Consider the following 16,162-nt stretch of genomic DNA (forward strand, 5'->3'; position numbering starts at 1 on the left):
AAAAAATTTCTGCGGTTGTTACAACAAAGCAGAGAAGGTAGTCTTAGTTTTAGTGGTGCTAAATGCAGGCATCAAGTTTTAGCCTTAACCAAGCATTATTGACTCCTACCTCCTGCCTCCTTAAACCTTAGCGTTCTGAATTTTTTGATTATTATCTAATTTTCTGATTCCTCCAAAAACAATTAACCAAACTACTACAACAATCCAGTGAATTAAAACGATCGCAAACAAAGATCCGGTTAGGGTATATGCAACAGTACAGATAATTCCCAAAAATGCAGCTAAAACCAGAAAAACATGATTATAAAATGTGGGAATTCCAGCTTTAAAAAATGTTTTAGCATTCAATGGATGATACAAAATAAATAATAATAAACTCACTATTGCCCACAAAGACCATTGTAACCAACTGGTAATTTCGCTAGGATGAGGAAGCAAAAAAACGCGAAACAAAAGTTCTTCAAGAATTGCAGGTAAAAATAAACAACGCAATATTAACAAAAATTTATCAATCCAATTTGCAGACCACAATTCTATTTGTAAAAATCCAAACTTCCAACCATAAGGTAGAGCAATAATACTATAAATTATCAGCAGTATAACAACAACTAACCAATCTTTTAACCTCGGAACTACTAATGACGCTAAAGTGCGATTTAAAAGAATTGAAAGTGGTGAAATATTCGTAAAAGGAATCTTGATTTGCCCCAAAAGTGCTGTTGGTGCAATGGGTGTAATATTAGGTTCCCAACCACCTACTTGATTGGTTCGCAATACTTGCATAATTGCACCATGTTTTAAAAATATTGCAGCAAGGTCGTCGTGTGCAAGTCTAGGCATTATTGTTCGCCATGTTGTCAAACCAGCCCAAATACTACCATCTTGAAATGGTTTCGTCGTTTTTCCTCTGCCCGTACCTGCGAGTATAGCTGCCTGACTTTGCCAATCAGCGCGAACTATACCCAAGGGTGCTAATTGTTGTTCCAAAGATTTACCTAATTCAACTAGCTGCTGAAAGCGTAATGTTTGCGGATGATTGGGGTTGGCGCGTATCCAAGTTTGAATTTGAGGAGTTGTAGTAACTTGGTTTTTAATTGCCAGTATTGCCGCATAAAGTGCTTGGCTTGCGTCTTGGACACATGAGGTAGCAGGTGATACTATTGCACCACCAGTTCCATCACCAACCCGATAACGTGCCATTGTTACCTGTAATTGTTGCTGGAATTGTTCTAAAGGCGAAAGTTTGACACCATCAAAATCATAATCCTGCGTTACAGGGTCGAATTTGATCAGAATATCTGATACTGGACGTGTTGCCAGCCAACCACGTTGTAAATTACCCATATAATCAGCCCATGTATGCGTTCCGGCAATAATTCCATCGGGGTTATGGGCATAAATTTGGTGGTATTTAGTCTCGAAACGTAATTCATTAGTAAACTTGTCGCGGACAACTTCTGCAATTCCAAAAGCAAAATGTCCGGTGATAGTATAAGGTACTCCCAATGCTTCAGCTTTACGTCCGCTAATTCCACCAAATAGGTGTAAGACAATAGCTTTATTCCCTTCTTGCCATGTTGATATAGATCGATTAAGTGAATTTTGTGTTTCTCCAGGTTTTAATAATACAGTATTGAATTGACCTTTATTTTTCTCCGTATTTTGCCAATTTATATCTTGAATGTAATTTAGCCCTAATTCCTTACCAGTAATAATTTGACGAGGTTGAATTTGCAACAGAGAACGAGGTGCAAGCGCGCGTACCGTAAATACGCCCTTTGCATCGGCAGCGCCATAAATATACCACCCATCTTCACCCGCAGGCGATCGCTCGATTTGCTGCAAACTTGAAGGAGCAAAATTTCGCAAATCTATTACTTGTTGAGGAATGCGAATAGTTTCTTCAAGACCATCAAAGTTATTGAAATTAGCATTATAATGCTTTACTAAAAAATAATCGTTATACTGCTTTAGTTTTGAAGATAAACTAGTCGGTTTAATTATTTTGACCAATCCATAAAATCTACCAGTTGCCAAAATAGGTTCGCGTTCAATTTGCAAAATAGATTTTTCTTGATTTGCATCAATAATTGTACTTGAATCTAAAACAACAATTGTTTCATCATCAGGGTTTGCAGCAGCCAAAGAGCGTAAAATCCCTACCTGACGAACTCCATTTAGTCGAAAAGGATGAATGTTTCCTTGTTTTTGACTTTTAATCACTTCAGGAGTGAAATTTATATCTCGCGTTACTGCTTGACGCAAAGCAAGCAAATATTTATTATCTTTCCACTGCAAACGCACAATTTTACCTACCAATTTTTGTGCTGTAGGTGGTGCATATTGTACTTCCATCCATACCCAATCCAAACCATCTTGTAATTGCTGTTTTGTTGGTAAAATTAACCTTCCTACCCAATCGCTAATAGGTTTGTAAAGGTTTGTAGATGGAATTTGGGAAATGGGATAAAAAGCAGATTGATTAAAGTTTTGTTGAATATGGATCGCGTAATTGCTTTCTTGCTGTACTAACTGGGGTTGTGTTGGAGAGAGTTGCCACAACACAATTACTGCAATGAACACTAGCAGTAAAAATCTCGTAAATAGTAACCTTGCTTTTCGACTTAATCCCCAGAAAATCATATATTATCAGCAAATAAAACTTGCTGATAATCTTACTCTAAATATACTAGTACAACACGGCGGAAATAAACCAATCATTCCAAATCAACGAAACCCTTATGCCGCATTCATTTTTAATTTTTAATTTTTAATTTTTAATTCCGCCTTGCGGTACTAGTTTTGAGTCTCTGCCGTCATCGAGGGCTATTTCATTCTAAATGTAGGCGATATATTAAGACATCTGGTGAAATTAAATATGCTTTATCTAGAACCTTTGTAGAGACGTAGTAATGCTACGTCTCTATATTCTTCCTCACAAAATGTCTAATCAAAAACAGAAAATTTTGAGCGTCGGAAGTCGGCGCTCAGAATTTCAAAGACAAACTTGGCGTGGTGTAAATATGCACTGTTTATTTGCCTAACAGCTTAAAAGCGATAGTTGCGATCGCGCACCCACATACTAACTGGAACTGCCTTACCTTGTGGATCTACTTTCGCTTTCACCACAATGGGGGGTACTTGTCCTCTGCGGGCGCGTTGGGTTCGCAAATCGTTGCTAATCTGCTGGCGTTGGTTTTCTGGGATGTAATAGGTTTCCAAACCGTAGTTAACGGAACCATCCTGATAAACACCTTTTAGGGCTACCTGATTGGCTCTTAAAGATGTTGGGCGCTCCCTACTGACTCGTAACGGTCTCCAAGCTCTAGGAACACCATTACCATAGGATAGTTGCTCTTGCAAAGTCACGTAGATATTGGTTCCTTCAGGCAATCTTCTGCCGCTTCCACGACCTTTGCTGACAATTGTTTGCCAACCAGGTAATCTACTCAAATTTGTGGGACGGGATATGTTGTAATCTAGCGCTAAGGTATTACCGTCTAGTACATTGTTCGGGTCTACAGGTACGGTTTGCAAAATCACCGTTTTACCTGTCACATCTGTATAAACGGCTTGGGCTGGTACTGCCATAATTAACCCTGTTTGCAGCGCTAGGGGAGCTAGTAACCGCCAAAAAGGTAAGGGCTTATTCGATTTTTGTTCAGTAGCAATCAAGTAATCCCGAAAAGTCACCTTACTGGAGAACTCGGCTTCGGGAGACAAGGTTTTATTTTTAGATTCAGAAGAACTATTAGTCATGAGCGTAGTCCTAAAAAGCAGAGGAATTGAGGAGGTCAAAAGTAACGAGATTAGGACTAACGCAGAGAAACTTTAAAAATTTTGATGCACAGAGAATTCTGAATTTTGGATTTTAGATTTTAGACTTTAGATTTTTTATTCAATCCAAAATTTAAAATTCAAAATCTAAAACTCTAACTACTTTTTACTTGCACTACCACCAGGTAAACGGCGTTCAAACCAGAGTCCAGCGCTAATTAAAGCGGAACCGCACAGGATAAAGACTAGAGACTTAAAAAGTAAGTCGGTGTCGTACTCTTGCACGCGACTGATAATTTGCAGTGTCACTAACAGCATACCGCCCCAAAAGGAACTTCTGTTGCTTAATTTCAATCCTTCTTGAATTAGTCCCCATGCTAATGTTGCTAGAAGTACATTGAAAATAAAAACACCAAGTTCATCAATCCGACTGATAGTTTGATGCCAAAAAGGTACTATGGCAATAAAGGCAAGAAAAGTACCAATAACAGCAGTTGTGAAAATCACTTCGCGGCGCGGAGGATTATTTCTTTGACGCAGTAGAAATAACCATTGCAATACCGCCAAGCCACTGAGAATCCCCAAATCGATGATCGGCAGAGACTGGAACAAGTTTGTCAAGTTCGTTGGCTGATTATAACCATAATTTGCAGATTCCCAAACCCAACGAAAAGACAGAACATAAAACACACCACCAAAGCTCACCAACGCTAAATTACGGGCCAGAGATTGAAACAATCTGTAATTTATGGTTGGAAACAGCAGATCATCATAACTCCAGAATAATGCAGGTGGGAGTGCAAAAGCAAAAGATGCCACCCAAGGCGCTATATCAGCATTATTCAGCAGTGGCAGAGGATTAAGGTTAGCTTGTAGCGAACTAGCGAAAACAAAGGCTGCTAGACCAAAAATCCACCGCGATCGGCAGAAGTAGGCTAAGGGGACAAACACTAGCCATGCTAACAAAGGCAAATGCTGTACCACTAACCGCGACCAAGTTAACTCTCCTGTTGCGTACCATAAGTCTTCTAATCCCGTCCAATACCCGATTTCCACGAGGACAATTGACAGAATTCCTAAAGAATTTATGGATAAACTGAAGGCCATCACCACAACACCCAACCCCCAGGCGAGAAAAAGTTGGGAAGTTGAACCGGCGATATTAAACATCTGGGCCATCAGTAGTATATTTGCGCCGAAAATGAAGGCGCTTAAAATGAGCAACCCTTCTCCCAGTAAGCGTTTACTTTTTTGCGGCTTCTTTCCTTCAGGTGTTATCCAATTGTAAAAACCGGTAATCGCGATCGCAAAAAACAAACTCATCATCAGAATAAATTTGACTTCCCGCGAACCTCCCTGCCAGTTTCCTGATACAAAGGTAATTATGCCTAAGCATAAAAGGATGCTGCCTACAGCGATCGCGATCGCTTTATTGCGATCGCGTACAGCAGCTTCCAGGTTTTTAAATTGATAACGTTCTGCTATTTGCTCATACAGCGAAGAACTAATTAATCCTTCATCCCTCCATAATTGTGCTTCTTTGCGTAACTTTTGCGGAAAACTATCTAAGAACATGACCTTCTCCGGTGCAGTGGGGTAGCTTGGCCATTGCGTTCTGAATGGCGGTCATTATATTTTGAGTATGAAGCCAAAAGGCTTGATTACATTGTTCTTGTGTAACAGTTTGATTTGGATTTTGATACAACCTAATTCCTAATTCCTAATTCCTAATTCGTAATTAATAATCCAGATGGAAAAACCTTCTAATTTATTACTTAAAGTCTCACGGCGTTTGTTCACTAATCTAGATGAACAAGAAAAATTTATTCAGGCTTTAATGAATCCTCAGCCTTTTTCACCCAGTATTCTTTGGTGTAAAGAAAAGCCAGATATTTCACCTTTAGCCGTAGAAACACCAACTTATTGGCAACCACAATTTACTGACCGTTTATGCTTGGGAGAAAAACCCGGTCAGCATCCCTTACATCAACAAGGATATTTCTATTGTTTAGATTTCTCTTCAGTATTTGCAGCTACTACTTTGTTAGCAATTCCTCAGTCAGTGCATTTAGTTTTTGATATGTGTGCCGCACCAGGAGGTAAAAGTATTTTCGCTTGGAAAGCTTTACAACCTGAATTACTCATCAGTAATGAAGTAATTGGTAAACGTCTAGGGATGCTAATTTCTAATTTGAAACGTTGCCAGATTAGCCCTAGTGCAGTAGTTAATAGAGATTCGAGTATATTTGCCGAAATCTTCCCCCACTCTAGCAACCTAGTAATAGTAGATGCTCCTTGTACTGGGCAATCTTTACTGGCTAAAGGTGAAAAAGCACCCGGATGTTTTCACCCAACTGCTATTAACAAGAGCGCAAATCGCCAAAAGCGGATTATAGCTAACTCTGCTAAACTTGTCTCACCACAAGGTTATTTAGCTTATATGACTTGCACATATTCACCTGAAGAGAATGAGCAAGTTTGCGAATGGTTTTTGGAACGCTTTCCCCAGTTTCAGGCGATGGAAATTAGTAATTTAACAAAATATCAGTCGCATTTAACTACAATACCTTGTTATCGGATGTTTCCTCAAGATAGGTTAGGTGCTGGTGCGTTTACAGTTCTATTTAAAAATACTAATGAAAATCAAGATGAGCAGAAAGAACTAGATTTAAATGCAATATCTTCACTGTATATCTACCAAAATCTGAAAAAGTCAAGTTAATTACATTGGTGATATATCTTATGGCATTAAACTAGAAGATGTGATGTTTGTAAGAGGGCTGCATTTGTCAATCAGCCATCAGGAGTACACTTTTTAAGTGAATTGACTTTATATTAAGACCACATATATAAATAAAGTTCGGTTAAGGTTTTTTGATAAAAATGTTAGATCGCAAAGACGCGATAAATCGCCGTCAAGACGAAAGACTAATTATTGTAGAGACGGCGATTCATCGCGTCTCTTGAACGCCAATTTAGGTTCCGTCTGTTGTCTAAGCAGCAGATTTAAATAAGTGGGTATGAATAATTGAAGGTGTGTAGTCACAGTTAAAACTGCTCACTACAAGCCAATTTAATTAATTTTATATTCTGTAACATAGTTTGATTTATTCCTGCCCAATTACTCTTTCAAAATTTCTAAGTTCTACCTAAAAACGAGATGACGAGATTAATAAAAAACTTTCAATAATTAACTCTTATGGATAATAAAAAAATGTTAACCTTGTCCTAATCTAAATTTAACCAAAACTTATCCGGTATCAGCGTTAAACTTTTTGAAATAAAGATTATACAAAAAAGCTAAACCGTACAGGATGCAAATTACATGAGTCGAAAAGTCAGCAAAGTGTTTAAACAGTCTGGGGTGATTCCTTATAGAGTGAACAATGGCAAAGTTGAAATCTTGCTAATCACCACCCGTAACTTTCAACACTGGGTGATTCCAAAAGGAGATATTCCTAATGGCATGAGTCCGCCCGCTTCAGCAGCCAAAGAAGCTTGGGAAGAAGCAGGGGTGATTGGGCAGGTAGACACCAATGAACTGGGCACTTACAAGTACCGCAAAGGAGGCAAAAGTTATCGTGTCAAGATGTATTTGTTACCAGTTGAGATGCTGAGTGAAGATTATCCAGAAGCAAGTAAAAGAAAACGGCAGTGGGTAGAAGTGACTACAGCTATCAGGTGGGTTAAATTTAGTTCACTTAAACGAATTCTTAAAGGTTTTTTCCAGGTCAAATCTCACTTTTGTGCATTTCAAGATACTAGTCAGATATAGAAATACATACTAAATAAGTATAATTAAATACGTCAAAAATTCTATTTCGTAGTCAGCAATTCATTGTTAATAGCAAGTTTTACTAAAACTAAAGTTCTTACTACAAACTTTAATTTATTTATACCTAGCTACTTATTGAAAAGCCTTCGAAGCAAAGTCAGGGACTTTCAATAAGTAGCTAAATATTTAAAACAACTGCACTTGCTAATCAAAATAATTAAATATTAGATGTAAGGCATCACCTATCTTTGCATCAATTTTATGCTGAATATAGGTCTATTTATTGAGTAAGCTTATCCATTCTAAATCCACAGCAAAGCTACCCAAGTTTTTATACCGACAATTCCATCAGCTTGCAATTTCTTAGATGTTTGGAAACTAACAATTGCATTCTTAACTGACTCAGAAAACTTCCCATCAATGGCATCAGTATATAATCCAATATCTTTTAATTGCTGTTGTAGTTGTTTGACCCTAAGCCCAGAATCTCCTAGCTGTAAACCATTAAATCTATTCAAATCGGCTCGACCACTAACACCAGCGACACCAGAGATATCACCTTCATATTGATGGATTAGGTATTGCCCTTGCCAAGCACCAGGAATACTTGGGTTCTGGGTTCCGTAGTGGGCAATCCATAATGGATAACTCGCAAAATCAGATGGATTGCCAAGTTCTGTCCAGAAACTGGGGAAGGTATAAATAATTGGTTTAATTGCTTTTTTCGTTTGTTGCAAAAGGGCTTTTTCCACCTCTGCTAACCACAGTTTAGCTGCACTAATTACAGCTTGGCTATTTACTTTGTCAGTTACCTCGACATCCAGAACTGGTGGTAAGTCTCCTGGTTCTAATTTCCCCAAGGTTTTTAAGAATTCCTGCGCTTGCTGAACCGGGTCAGATGTATGGGGATGAAAGAAATGATAAGCACCCCGAATAATACCAACCGTTTTCATCGTCTGCCAGTGATGAGCAAAAGCAGAGTCTTTAATGCTAACTCCTTCTGTGGCTTTGACAAACGCGAAGGTTTTACCAGAGTTTTTTACAGCTGTCCAATCTACTCTGCCGTCTTGATCGGCAACATCAATTCCTAGCATAAAATCCTTAACCTTTTTGAACAGTACAATACTGGACTTATCAGAGGCTCTAATTAAATTTATGCTATTTTGAGATTTTTTAGTAAATTACATAAATTTACAAGACTGCTCGGACTGGGGTCACTCTGACTTTGCCTCTACAAGGCTTAATTTCTTCTGTGACGGTAAGGTGCTGATAAGCATTCGGAGGCGTGATTTCAATCTTATTAGAAATTGGGCAGTTTTCTTGCGGCGAACTAATGTGATTGTATGCTACTTGAAATGAGGCTTGTTTTCCAGGAGCTAGAGTTACTTGTTGTCGAGGTTGCTGACTCGAAAAGTAAGTGTCTTTGGAGCGAATAACTTTAATTCCCTGCAAAGGTTGATCTTTTGCATCCAGTAGTGCCAATCCCGGATAACCGTAGAGGGTGCAAGAGGATGAGGCGTTATTGGTGAAGGCGTAGGTGAGAGCAACATTGCCAACGCCAGCATCTTCGGAGACTCGGCGCACTGACAATTGACTAGTTTCACAGCGCGTCGGATTCTTAGAAATAGTGGATTCAGGGGTAGAACTGTCTGTAGTTTTTGCAGCCGATGTAGGTGTTGAGTTCAACACAGCTTCTTTCGTCGGCTGCTCAGTGCTTGCTGGCAAGGCTTGTGGCTGTTTTGTAACAGAGGGAGAACTGACACAGCCTGTTGTCACCGCAGTTAGGAGCAACAACATACTGCTTTCCATAATTAGAATTCGCATATCTCTTTTTTGTAGTGAACTACTTACACTGATGCTTTACATATAGTGTAAGTTTCCCATTTTACAAGGGATTGCTTTGTTGGGGGTTTGGTCTTACATCCCCTTTCTTAGCGAACTTCCCCGTGCCACAAGCTCAATATTCAACCTAATTAAATATTATCTGTTGCTTCAATCAAAGCACTACGAATTCCTATTTCACTCATCGAATGTCCGGCATCAGAAACCACTATAAATTCTGCTTCTGGCCAAGCTCGATGTAATTCCCAAGCTGATATCATTGGGCAGACTACATCGTAGCGTCCTTGAACAATTACAGATGGAATACGGCGGATACGGTCTACATTTAAGAGTAATTGATCTTCTGTTTCAAGAAAGCCCTTATTCATAAAGTAATGGCATTCAATGCGTGCGAAAGCTGAAGCAAATTCGCTCTCGCCAAACTTTTGCATAAGTTCTGGGTCTAAAAAAAGTCTACTGGTACTAGCTTCCCAAATTGACCAAGCACGCGCCGCTGCTAATTGAATTTCTAAATCGGGACTGGTCAAGCGTTTGTAATATGCTGCTATCAGATCATCACGTTCATCTATGGGAATTGGTTCGACATAAGCTTCCCAAGCATCAGGAAAAATATAGCTAGCACCCTCTTGGTAAAACCATCGCAACTCTTTTTGCCTCAGCATAAAAATACCACGGAGAATTAATGCCGTGCAGCGAGAAGGATGGCTTTGGCTGTAGGCTAATGATAAAGTGCTACCCCAACTACCACCGAAAACCGCCCACTTTTCTATACCTAAGTGTTGGCGCAGTTTTTCGATATCACTGACTAAATCCCAAGTGGTATTTTCTCGTAACTCAGCATGGGGTGTACTTTGACCACAACCACGTTGGTCAAACATCACTATCCGCCATTTTTCTGGGTGGAAATATTGCCGATAAAAAGGTGGACATCCACCACCAGGCCCACCATGCAGCAAAACGATGGGTTGGCCTTGGGGGTTTCCTGACTCTTCAAAATGAATTGTATGTAGGTCGGAAACCTGTAAACTACCTTCTAGATAAGGCTCGATCGCTGGGTAAAGTTCTCGCATTCTAGAAATTTTATCAGTAATGTTGTGATTGCGATCGCTTGCCTTTAGGAGCTTTGATTATTCCCAATCCAAAATCCAAAATCCAAAATTATTATGAGAGGTCGCAAGTAAATGCCGTGGTTTGTCAAAATTGAAGAAGGGAAAGTCGATAAACCTACCTTTGACCAATATGTACCTGCCCACAAAGCTTACATCCAGGACTTGATTGCCAAAGGACACAAAGCACGAACAGGCTATTGGGCAGAACAAAGAGGCGGAATGTTGCTGTTTGAGGCAGCCTCTAAGGAGGAAGCAGAAGCAATTGTCGCTGATGACCCGCTGGTAAAACACGGCTGCGTCAACTATCAACTTTACGAATGGCGAATTGTTATGGAATAACACACACTTACTGGTTTTTCATGTTATGCTTTTAGAAGACCTGGATCTATGCGATCGCAACACCCAAATCTTGTCAGAACCGGAAGGTAGCAGCAACACGGGAGGCTTGTGGTAGGCGTAGTCTCCGGGTCGCCCTATTTTTAGGAGCGGTCAGCAACAATGGCTGGTTTTGGAGATATTGTTCAAAAAGCTTTTTACCTCGGTGTTGGATTAGCTTCTTACGCAGGTGAGAAAGCAGGGGGGAAATTAGCCCAAGTGCGATCGCAAGTCCAAAAACTGGCAGATGAAATGGTGGCAAAGGGCGAAATGAACACAGAAGAAGCCCGCCGCTTTGTTGAAGAAATGATGAAGCAAGCCCAACAAGCCCAACCATCTGCTGAAACCTCCGAGAAAACACCGCCTTCGGAACCTCGCCGGATTGAAATTTTAGAGGAAGATGAAGAACCAACGGTGAAAGAGGGATCAAGTGATGAGAATGTGGATAAATTGCGTCAAGAAGTGTTAGATCTGCAAAACGAGTTAAAACGATTGCAACGCGATTAATAAAAAGTATTTTTTACTCGATATAACTGGCAATAAGTGGCACTTTGACATGGCACTTCATATAGAAACTTGATAAGATACATTGCCTAGTGTGTATTCTAGTGCTTCCACCCAGATAACACAAAGCGTCCTGTTTATAGCCTGCAAGGGTGTCAAGTTTATGGAACAGTGGCAGAAGGATTTAGCAGAAATCGTTGAAACAGTGGCCGATGAAGTAGAGCGTTTCTTCCTGGGAATGAGTGAAATGGTTGACGCTTTTTTTGAGCTAACGGAAGAAATTACTGAGCAAGTCCCTAATATTGTTACTGAAGTCGATCAATATTTACAGGATTTAGCTGAACCAATGTTGGAGGCTTACTGGGAACTGGAAGACATGGTAGCAGATGCAGATCCAGGTTTTCCTTATTCAGTTGAACCTACAGCTGAAAAAAATCCTGCCTGCATCGGCTGTACTCATTACCACGGTCAAGTTTATAGTGGTAATTTGTTAGTTTGTGCCATGCACCCCCACGGTTGTGAAGATGAGAATTGTCCAGACTGGGAGAAGGAAGAGTATTGAGGGGGAAGTAGAGACGCGAAAAATCTTTGTCTGTACAAAATTAATAAAAAAACGTAAAGATAAGTAAAATAACCAATGACAAATGACAAATGACAACTGACAAATTCCCTGAAATGAAGTATGGTGAACGCGATATTGCGGAAGGTAAATTAATTACCTTTCCAAATCCGCGTGTGGGGAGACGATATGACATTAATATTACTTTGCCGGAATTTACTTGTAAATGTCCGTTTTCTGGCTATCCTGACTTTGCGACAATTTACGTTACATATATACCTGATGAACGGGTAGTAGAATTGAAGGCGCTTAAACTTTACATTAACAGTTACCGCGATCGCTATATTTCCCACGAAGAATCTGCCAACCAAATTTTGGATGATTTTGTGGCTGCTTGTGATCCTTTAGAAGCCACTGTAAAAGCAGATTTTACACCTCGCGGCAATGTACATACTGTGGTTGAGGTGCGTCATCACAAATACCCATCATAAAAACTTTGGGTATTGCTGAATGGGGATATGAATCTGGATGTAGAGAGGTTGTAATGCAACATCTCTACAAGGATTCTGAAATTACGCAAAATTATTTTTCATACCGCAATCAGCAACGCAAATTTTGGTTTGTAGTGAACACGAACATTTTTACTCAGATTGATTAAGCGGACACGATCTAAACTAAAAACTCGTTATTTTGCAATTCTGTTTGCAGCAGATTGTACTTGAAGCACAACTTGTTTAGATAAAGGAATATATCCGAGTTCCAAACTGGATTTTTGCCCCTCAATCAAAGCCCAATCAATAAATTTTTTCAGCGCTTCACCTTTGACTTGGTTGGGATATTGCTGATAAGTTAAGAGCCAGCTGTAAGTAACAATGGGATAACACTGGGAACCTGTAGGATCGTTGATAAAAGCAATCAAGTTATCGGCGGGTAATTTCACTGACTCCAAGGTTTGAGCTACAGATTCTGGTGTTGGCGTAATATAATTACCAAATTTATTTTCCAAAGCAGCCACAGGAAGTTTATTTTGTTTAGCATAGATGTATTCTACATAGCCAATAGCTCCGGGGATCTGTTGAACTAAGGCGGTAACACCTTCGTTGCCTTTTCCACCAATTCCCACTGGCCATGCGACAGCTTTACCTGCTGCAACTTTGCTTTTCCATTCTGGACTTATAGCACTTAGATGTTGCGTCAACACACTTGTAGTTCCACTACCATCAGTGCGGTGTACAACCTGAATCGGTAGATTGGGCAAATTTACCCCTGGATTAGCAACAGCTATTCTCGGATGATTCCAATTTGTAATTTTTCCGAGAAAGATATCTACATAAACTTGGCGTGATAGCTTTAAACCATTTGGCAGATTGACTGGAGGTGACTGGCCGGTGGGTGTGAGGTTGTAAGCTAGCACTATAGAACCAGCAGTCATAGGCAAAGCAATCACTCCCCTTTTTATCTTAGCTGCTTGTTCATTCGTAATTCCCACATCACTAGCTGCAAAGTCTACAGTACCTTCAATCAGCTGTTGCACTCCAGCGCTGCTTCCTATAGCTTGATAGTTAATTTCCACATTGGGATTTTGCTGGTTGTAATCTGAAAGCCAGCGTTCGTACAAAGGCGCAGGAAAACTTGCCCCAGCACCAACGAGAGAAACACGGTTGATGTTACGATTATTGGCAGTGCAAGAAGCAATATTCAACAAGATGGCGATTAACGGTAGAAGGTAAATACGTCCCTTGGATTGAAGTTGAGCAGACATAGAAATCTTTTGTTCCAATGTTTAATAAATACCTCTAGTAATTTCCCAATATGTAGCCGTGGAAGTGGCGTAATTAATTGTAAATAACTTTGAAACGCAAAGGGCGCAGAGGTTAACGCAAAGGTACGCAAAGCAATTCTCTGCGTTCCTCTGCGATTTCCTTTGCGCCCCTCTGCGTTTAAACTTCAATCGCCTTTTCTTTCTCCTCACCTTTTGGCTGGGAACTCAGCCGATCTAAAATTTCTAAAACCTCTTGTTCAAAAGCAACTTGGGCGCGGTTAGTTTTGCCACCAACATATAAGAGATCATCTTTTTGCAATGCCCATATTTGTGAATGAGAAAAGTAACTCATCACCACACCCAACATTAGTAAACCAAATCCTGAGTAAACAATTGGTATGCCTGGATCGGCTTTAATTTGTAAGCCAGTGCTGCCAATAACATCCAGAATTTTCAACTTCACGCCATTGACTTCGGTTGACATCCCAGCGCGGACAGTATCAACTAATTTCCCCTTGGGATCATAAATTAATACCATCCCTTGCAAGTCTTTGGCTAGTAAAGAGACACCCTCACTCAAATCCGGTTTAGTAGGAACCCACGTACCCCAAATACGCCCTTGTCCTTTGGTGTTCAATAGCGCCATTGGTAATTGAAAAATCGGGCTGTTGTTAAATTGGACGCGAACACCTGCAATTCCCCAATCAGTTTGGTAGAAGGTTATGCCCCGATAGCGCAGAGGCTCGTTAACAAAAATCTTTTTGTGGTCAACTTCCTCTCCCTGCTTATTTAAAACAGACATATCGGAATAAAATTGATCGATGCCGCCAGATGAAGTGTAGTCAATCCAAAAACGATTAACGCGGACAGACCAATCTTTCGAAACTTGGGCAGCTAAAGGGCCAGCATCGACAATATTTGTCACTTGAAATGTATCACCACTGGCAATCATTTCCTGTGCCATAAACCCAGTCATTGCCCCCCAAATTCCCCCTAGCAGAATAGCGACGATACCAATATGAACGATAATTGGGCCGATGCGTCCGATTATTCCTTTACGGGCATAGAGGATATTTTCTTTTTCTTGATCTGGAAAAATTTTATAACGGCGTTTCTGTAATAGTTGGCTGAGAGAATTTAGAGAACCATTATCTAGTTCTGCACTTAAAGCTAATTTTTGAAATTGCCGTGGTTCTTCATAATATTTCCAGCGCTGGGCAGCTTTTAAAGCTGGTAACTGACGGGTAAAAGAACAAGCAGTTAAGCTAGTGCCAAATAAGATGAGTAATGCCAGAAACCACCAGGTACGATATACATGGTCTAAGCCAACTACCTGAATTACTTTCCAAGTTAAGAAACCAAATAAAGCTGGATGTTCTGGGTAGTTAGCCTGATAAAACGCGGGTGGCTGACCTTGTTCAATGACAGTACCGGTGGAACTAAAGATTGCAATCAACAGCAGTAGTGCGATCGCTAGTCGTAAGTTAGTCAGTACAGGCAAAAGCTCTTGCTGTAAGTACTTACCAGGTATTGCCCACCATTTTGATTCTTTGGACGCGGAATCTTCTAAAGTCATTACGTGTAAAATCTAACAAAGTATTGATATTAAAAACTGCCAAGGGGAATCCGAGAAATTAAGGAAAACACACCGAATCCTACCAACAGCGCCCCGCTCACTGGGTTAATCCAACCAGACCAGCGACGCAATTCAAGTAATTTTTTAATTGAAGCTGTAAAAGTACCTGCCAAAATCAATGGTGCTACATAACCAGCTGTGTAAGAAAGCAGCAAAACAGCGCCTAAAATTAAGTCTTGAGTATTGGCAATCCAACCCAGCAAGCTGGCTAAAACAGGCGTGCTACAAGGAGATGCAACTAAGCCAAAAGTCAGCCCCAGTAAATAAGAACGCAATCCTATAGGTAAATCTTGGGAAATCCAATTCGTTTCGCCCAAGGATGGAAATTGTAGAGGTAGTGCTTCTAGTAAGTTCAGCCCCATCAGAATGGCGATAATGCTGACGATAATCGGCAAACCAATTCCCACTTGACCGTAGACTTTTCCTACTAAAGCTGCTATTACACCCATCCCGGCTAATGTAGTTGCTAATCCTAAAGCAAACCAAGTTGATTGGGCAGCTGCTTGCAAGCGGTTTTTGGCTTCATAACCACCGATATAACCAATGGTAATTGGCAGCATAGAAAGCATACAGGGTGTAAGACTGGTGAGCAAGCCAGCGCCAAAGATGATACCAACACTGACCACGCTAAGGTGTGCCAGTTGGTTAGAAACGAGGCTGTTGGCAAATTGTTCTAGTTGGTAAATTTGGGTTTGCAGGTTATCAAGCATGGGGAGTTTCTGAGCGGGAAATGCTTACTCTGCTTGAATTGTAGCTTATTTTTGTCTGTAGAGTCAGGATAACTGATTATCTGAACCTGATATCATCTAAATTTCATCTGCCC

General features: G+C 40.3%; 15 protein-coding genes and 1 other RNA gene. 7 read left to right on the forward strand and 9 right to left on the reverse strand.

Features of this window, described 5'->3' with window-relative positions; all coding sequences use genetic code 11:
• Positions 1-120: 120 nt before the first annotated feature.
• The 3 genes from V7K69_RS21035 to V7K69_RS21045 all read right to left on the reverse strand — a co-directional run bounded on the left by V7K69_RS21035 (position 121) and on the right by V7K69_RS21045 (position 5,352).
• Entirely contained in the window at positions 121-2,643 is a 2,523-nt protein-coding gene (locus V7K69_RS21035) for a CPBP family glutamic-type intramembrane protease (protein ID WP_442936170.1), read from the reverse strand.
• Positions 2,644-3,048: 405 nt separating this feature from the next.
• Entirely contained in the window at positions 3,049-3,759 is a 711-nt protein-coding gene (locus V7K69_RS21040; protein ID WP_335037840.1) for a GDYXXLXY domain-containing protein, read from the reverse strand.
• Between the two features lie 177 nt (positions 3,760-3,936).
• Positions 3,937-5,352: a DUF2157 domain-containing protein gene (locus V7K69_RS21045; RefSeq protein ID WP_335037842.1), complete on the reverse strand. Its 1,416-nt coding sequence runs from the start codon at positions 5,350-5,352 to the stop codon at positions 3,937-3,939.
• Between the two features lie 175 nt (positions 5,353-5,527).
• On the opposite strand from V7K69_RS21045, the gene V7K69_RS21050 reads away from it, so the two are divergent.
• The gene (locus V7K69_RS21050) at positions 5,528-6,499 is read left to right on the forward strand and encodes an RsmB/NOP family class I SAM-dependent RNA methyltransferase (RefSeq protein WP_335037845.1); all 972 of its coding nucleotides are present in this window, start codon (positions 5,528-5,530) and stop codon (positions 6,497-6,499) included.
• Between the two features lie 603 nt (positions 6,500-7,102).
• Complete coding sequence (locus V7K69_RS21055) at positions 7,103-7,552, forward strand: NUDIX hydrolase (protein ID WP_335037847.1); 450 nt, start codon at positions 7,103-7,105, stop codon at positions 7,550-7,552.
• 302 nt (positions 7,553-7,854) lie between these two features.
• On the opposite strand, the gene V7K69_RS21060 is transcribed toward V7K69_RS21055, so the two are convergent.
• From V7K69_RS21060 to pip, 3 genes are all read right to left on the reverse strand, one after another.
• Entirely contained in the window at positions 7,855-8,646 is a 792-nt protein-coding gene (locus V7K69_RS21060) for a GH25 family lysozyme (protein ID WP_335037849.1), read from the reverse strand.
• A gap of 97 nt (positions 8,647-8,743) precedes the next feature.
• Positions 8,744-9,376 (reverse strand): DUF4232 domain-containing protein, encoded by a 633-nt coding sequence (locus tag V7K69_RS21065; RefSeq protein ID WP_335037851.1) that lies wholly within the window; start codon positions 9,374-9,376, stop codon positions 8,744-8,746.
• A gap of 149 nt (positions 9,377-9,525) precedes the next feature.
• Positions 9,526-10,464 carry a prolyl aminopeptidase gene (pip, locus tag V7K69_RS21070; protein ID WP_335037853.1) on the reverse strand — a complete coding sequence of 313 codons (939 nt, stop codon included), beginning with the start codon at positions 10,462-10,464 and terminating at the stop codon, positions 9,526-9,528.
• 111 nt (positions 10,465-10,575) lie between these two features.
• Between pip and V7K69_RS21075 the strand changes: the two genes are divergently transcribed.
• The 5 genes from V7K69_RS21075 to queF all read left to right on the forward strand — a co-directional run bounded on the left by V7K69_RS21075 (position 10,576) and on the right by queF (position 12,432).
• A complete protein-coding gene (locus V7K69_RS21075; RefSeq protein WP_012412163.1) occupies positions 10,576-10,842 on the forward strand; it encodes a YciI family protein in 267 nt (88 codons plus the stop codon).
• 37 nt (positions 10,843-10,879) lie between these two features.
• Positions 10,880-10,976, forward strand: an RNA gene (gene ffs / locus V7K69_RS21080) — signal recognition particle sRNA small type.
• Between the two features lie 25 nt (positions 10,977-11,001).
• Positions 11,002-11,385, forward strand: coding sequence for a phasin family protein (locus V7K69_RS21085; RefSeq protein WP_114085360.1), 384 nt, complete (start codon positions 11,002-11,004; stop codon positions 11,383-11,385).
• Positions 11,386-11,545: 160 nt separating this feature from the next.
• Positions 11,546-11,944: a hypothetical protein gene (locus tag V7K69_RS21090; protein WP_335037858.1), complete on the forward strand. Its 399-nt coding sequence runs from the start codon at positions 11,546-11,548 to the stop codon at positions 11,942-11,944.
• 89 nt (positions 11,945-12,033) lie between these two features.
• Positions 12,034-12,432 carry a preQ(1) synthase gene (gene queF, locus V7K69_RS21095; protein WP_114085358.1) on the forward strand — a complete coding sequence of 133 codons (399 nt, stop codon included), beginning with the start codon at positions 12,034-12,036 and terminating at the stop codon, positions 12,430-12,432.
• 194 nt (positions 12,433-12,626) lie between these two features.
• Here queF and pstS read toward each other — a convergent pair whose 3' ends face one another.
• The 3 genes from pstS to V7K69_RS21110 form a co-directional block, all read right to left on the reverse strand.
• Entirely contained in the window at positions 12,627-13,703 is a 1,077-nt protein-coding gene (gene pstS / locus V7K69_RS21100) for a phosphate ABC transporter substrate-binding protein PstS (protein WP_335037860.1), read from the reverse strand.
• A 178-nt stretch (positions 13,704-13,881) separates the two neighbouring features.
• Entirely contained in the window at positions 13,882-15,279 is a 1,398-nt protein-coding gene (locus V7K69_RS21105; protein WP_335037863.1) for a cytochrome c biogenesis protein, read from the reverse strand.
• Positions 15,280-15,308: 29 nt separating this feature from the next.
• Positions 15,309-16,049 carry a cytochrome c biogenesis protein CcdA gene (locus tag V7K69_RS21110; protein WP_335037865.1) on the reverse strand — a complete coding sequence of 247 codons (741 nt, stop codon included), beginning with the start codon at positions 16,047-16,049 and terminating at the stop codon, positions 15,309-15,311.
• Positions 16,050-16,162 lie beyond the last annotated feature (113 nt).

Source organism: Nostoc sp. (assembly GCF_036917775.1).
Classification (GTDB): Bacteria; Cyanobacteriota; Cyanobacteriia; order Cyanobacteriales; family Nostocaceae; genus Nostoc.

Excerpts from the sequence above, each read along its gene's own strand:
- V7K69_RS21035 (WP_442936170.1), bottom strand. The coding sequence starts at position 2,643 with ATGATTTTCTGGGGATTAAGTCGAAAAGCAAGGTTACTATTTACGAGA.
- V7K69_RS21040 (WP_335037840.1), bottom strand. The coding sequence starts at position 3,759 with ATGACTAATAGTTCTTCTGAATCTAAAAATAAAACCTTGTCTCCCGAA.
- V7K69_RS21045 (WP_335037842.1), bottom strand. The coding sequence starts at position 5,352 with ATGTTCTTAGATAGTTTTCCGCAAAAGTTACGCAAAGAAGCACAATTA.
- V7K69_RS21050 (WP_335037845.1), top strand. The coding sequence starts at position 5,528 with ATGGAAAAACCTTCTAATTTATTACTTAAAGTCTCACGGCGTTTGTTC.
- V7K69_RS21055 (WP_335037847.1), top strand. The coding sequence starts at position 7,103 with ATGAGTCGAAAAGTCAGCAAAGTGTTTAAACAGTCTGGGGTGATTCCT.
- V7K69_RS21060 (WP_335037849.1), bottom strand. The coding sequence starts at position 8,646 with ATGCTAGGAATTGATGTTGCCGATCAAGACGGCAGAGTAGATTGGACA.
- V7K69_RS21065 (WP_335037851.1), bottom strand. The coding sequence starts at position 9,376 with ATGCGAATTCTAATTATGGAAAGCAGTATGTTGTTGCTCCTAACTGCG.
- pip (WP_335037853.1), bottom strand. The coding sequence starts at position 10,464 with ATGCGAGAACTTTACCCAGCGATCGAGCCTTATCTAGAAGGTAGTTTA.
- V7K69_RS21075 (WP_012412163.1), top strand. The coding sequence starts at position 10,576 with ATGCCGTGGTTTGTCAAAATTGAAGAAGGGAAAGTCGATAAACCTACC.
- V7K69_RS21085 (WP_114085360.1), top strand. The coding sequence starts at position 11,002 with ATGGCTGGTTTTGGAGATATTGTTCAAAAAGCTTTTTACCTCGGTGTT.
- V7K69_RS21090 (WP_335037858.1), top strand. The coding sequence starts at position 11,546 with ATGGAACAGTGGCAGAAGGATTTAGCAGAAATCGTTGAAACAGTGGCC.
- queF (WP_114085358.1), top strand. The coding sequence starts at position 12,034 with ATGACAACTGACAAATTCCCTGAAATGAAGTATGGTGAACGCGATATT.
- pstS (WP_335037860.1), bottom strand. The coding sequence starts at position 13,703 with ATGTCTGCTCAACTTCAATCCAAGGGACGTATTTACCTTCTACCGTTA.
- V7K69_RS21105 (WP_335037863.1), bottom strand. The coding sequence starts at position 15,279 with ATGACTTTAGAAGATTCCGCGTCCAAAGAATCAAAATGGTGGGCAATA.
- V7K69_RS21110 (WP_335037865.1), bottom strand. The coding sequence starts at position 16,049 with ATGCTTGATAACCTGCAAACCCAAATTTACCAACTAGAACAATTTGCC.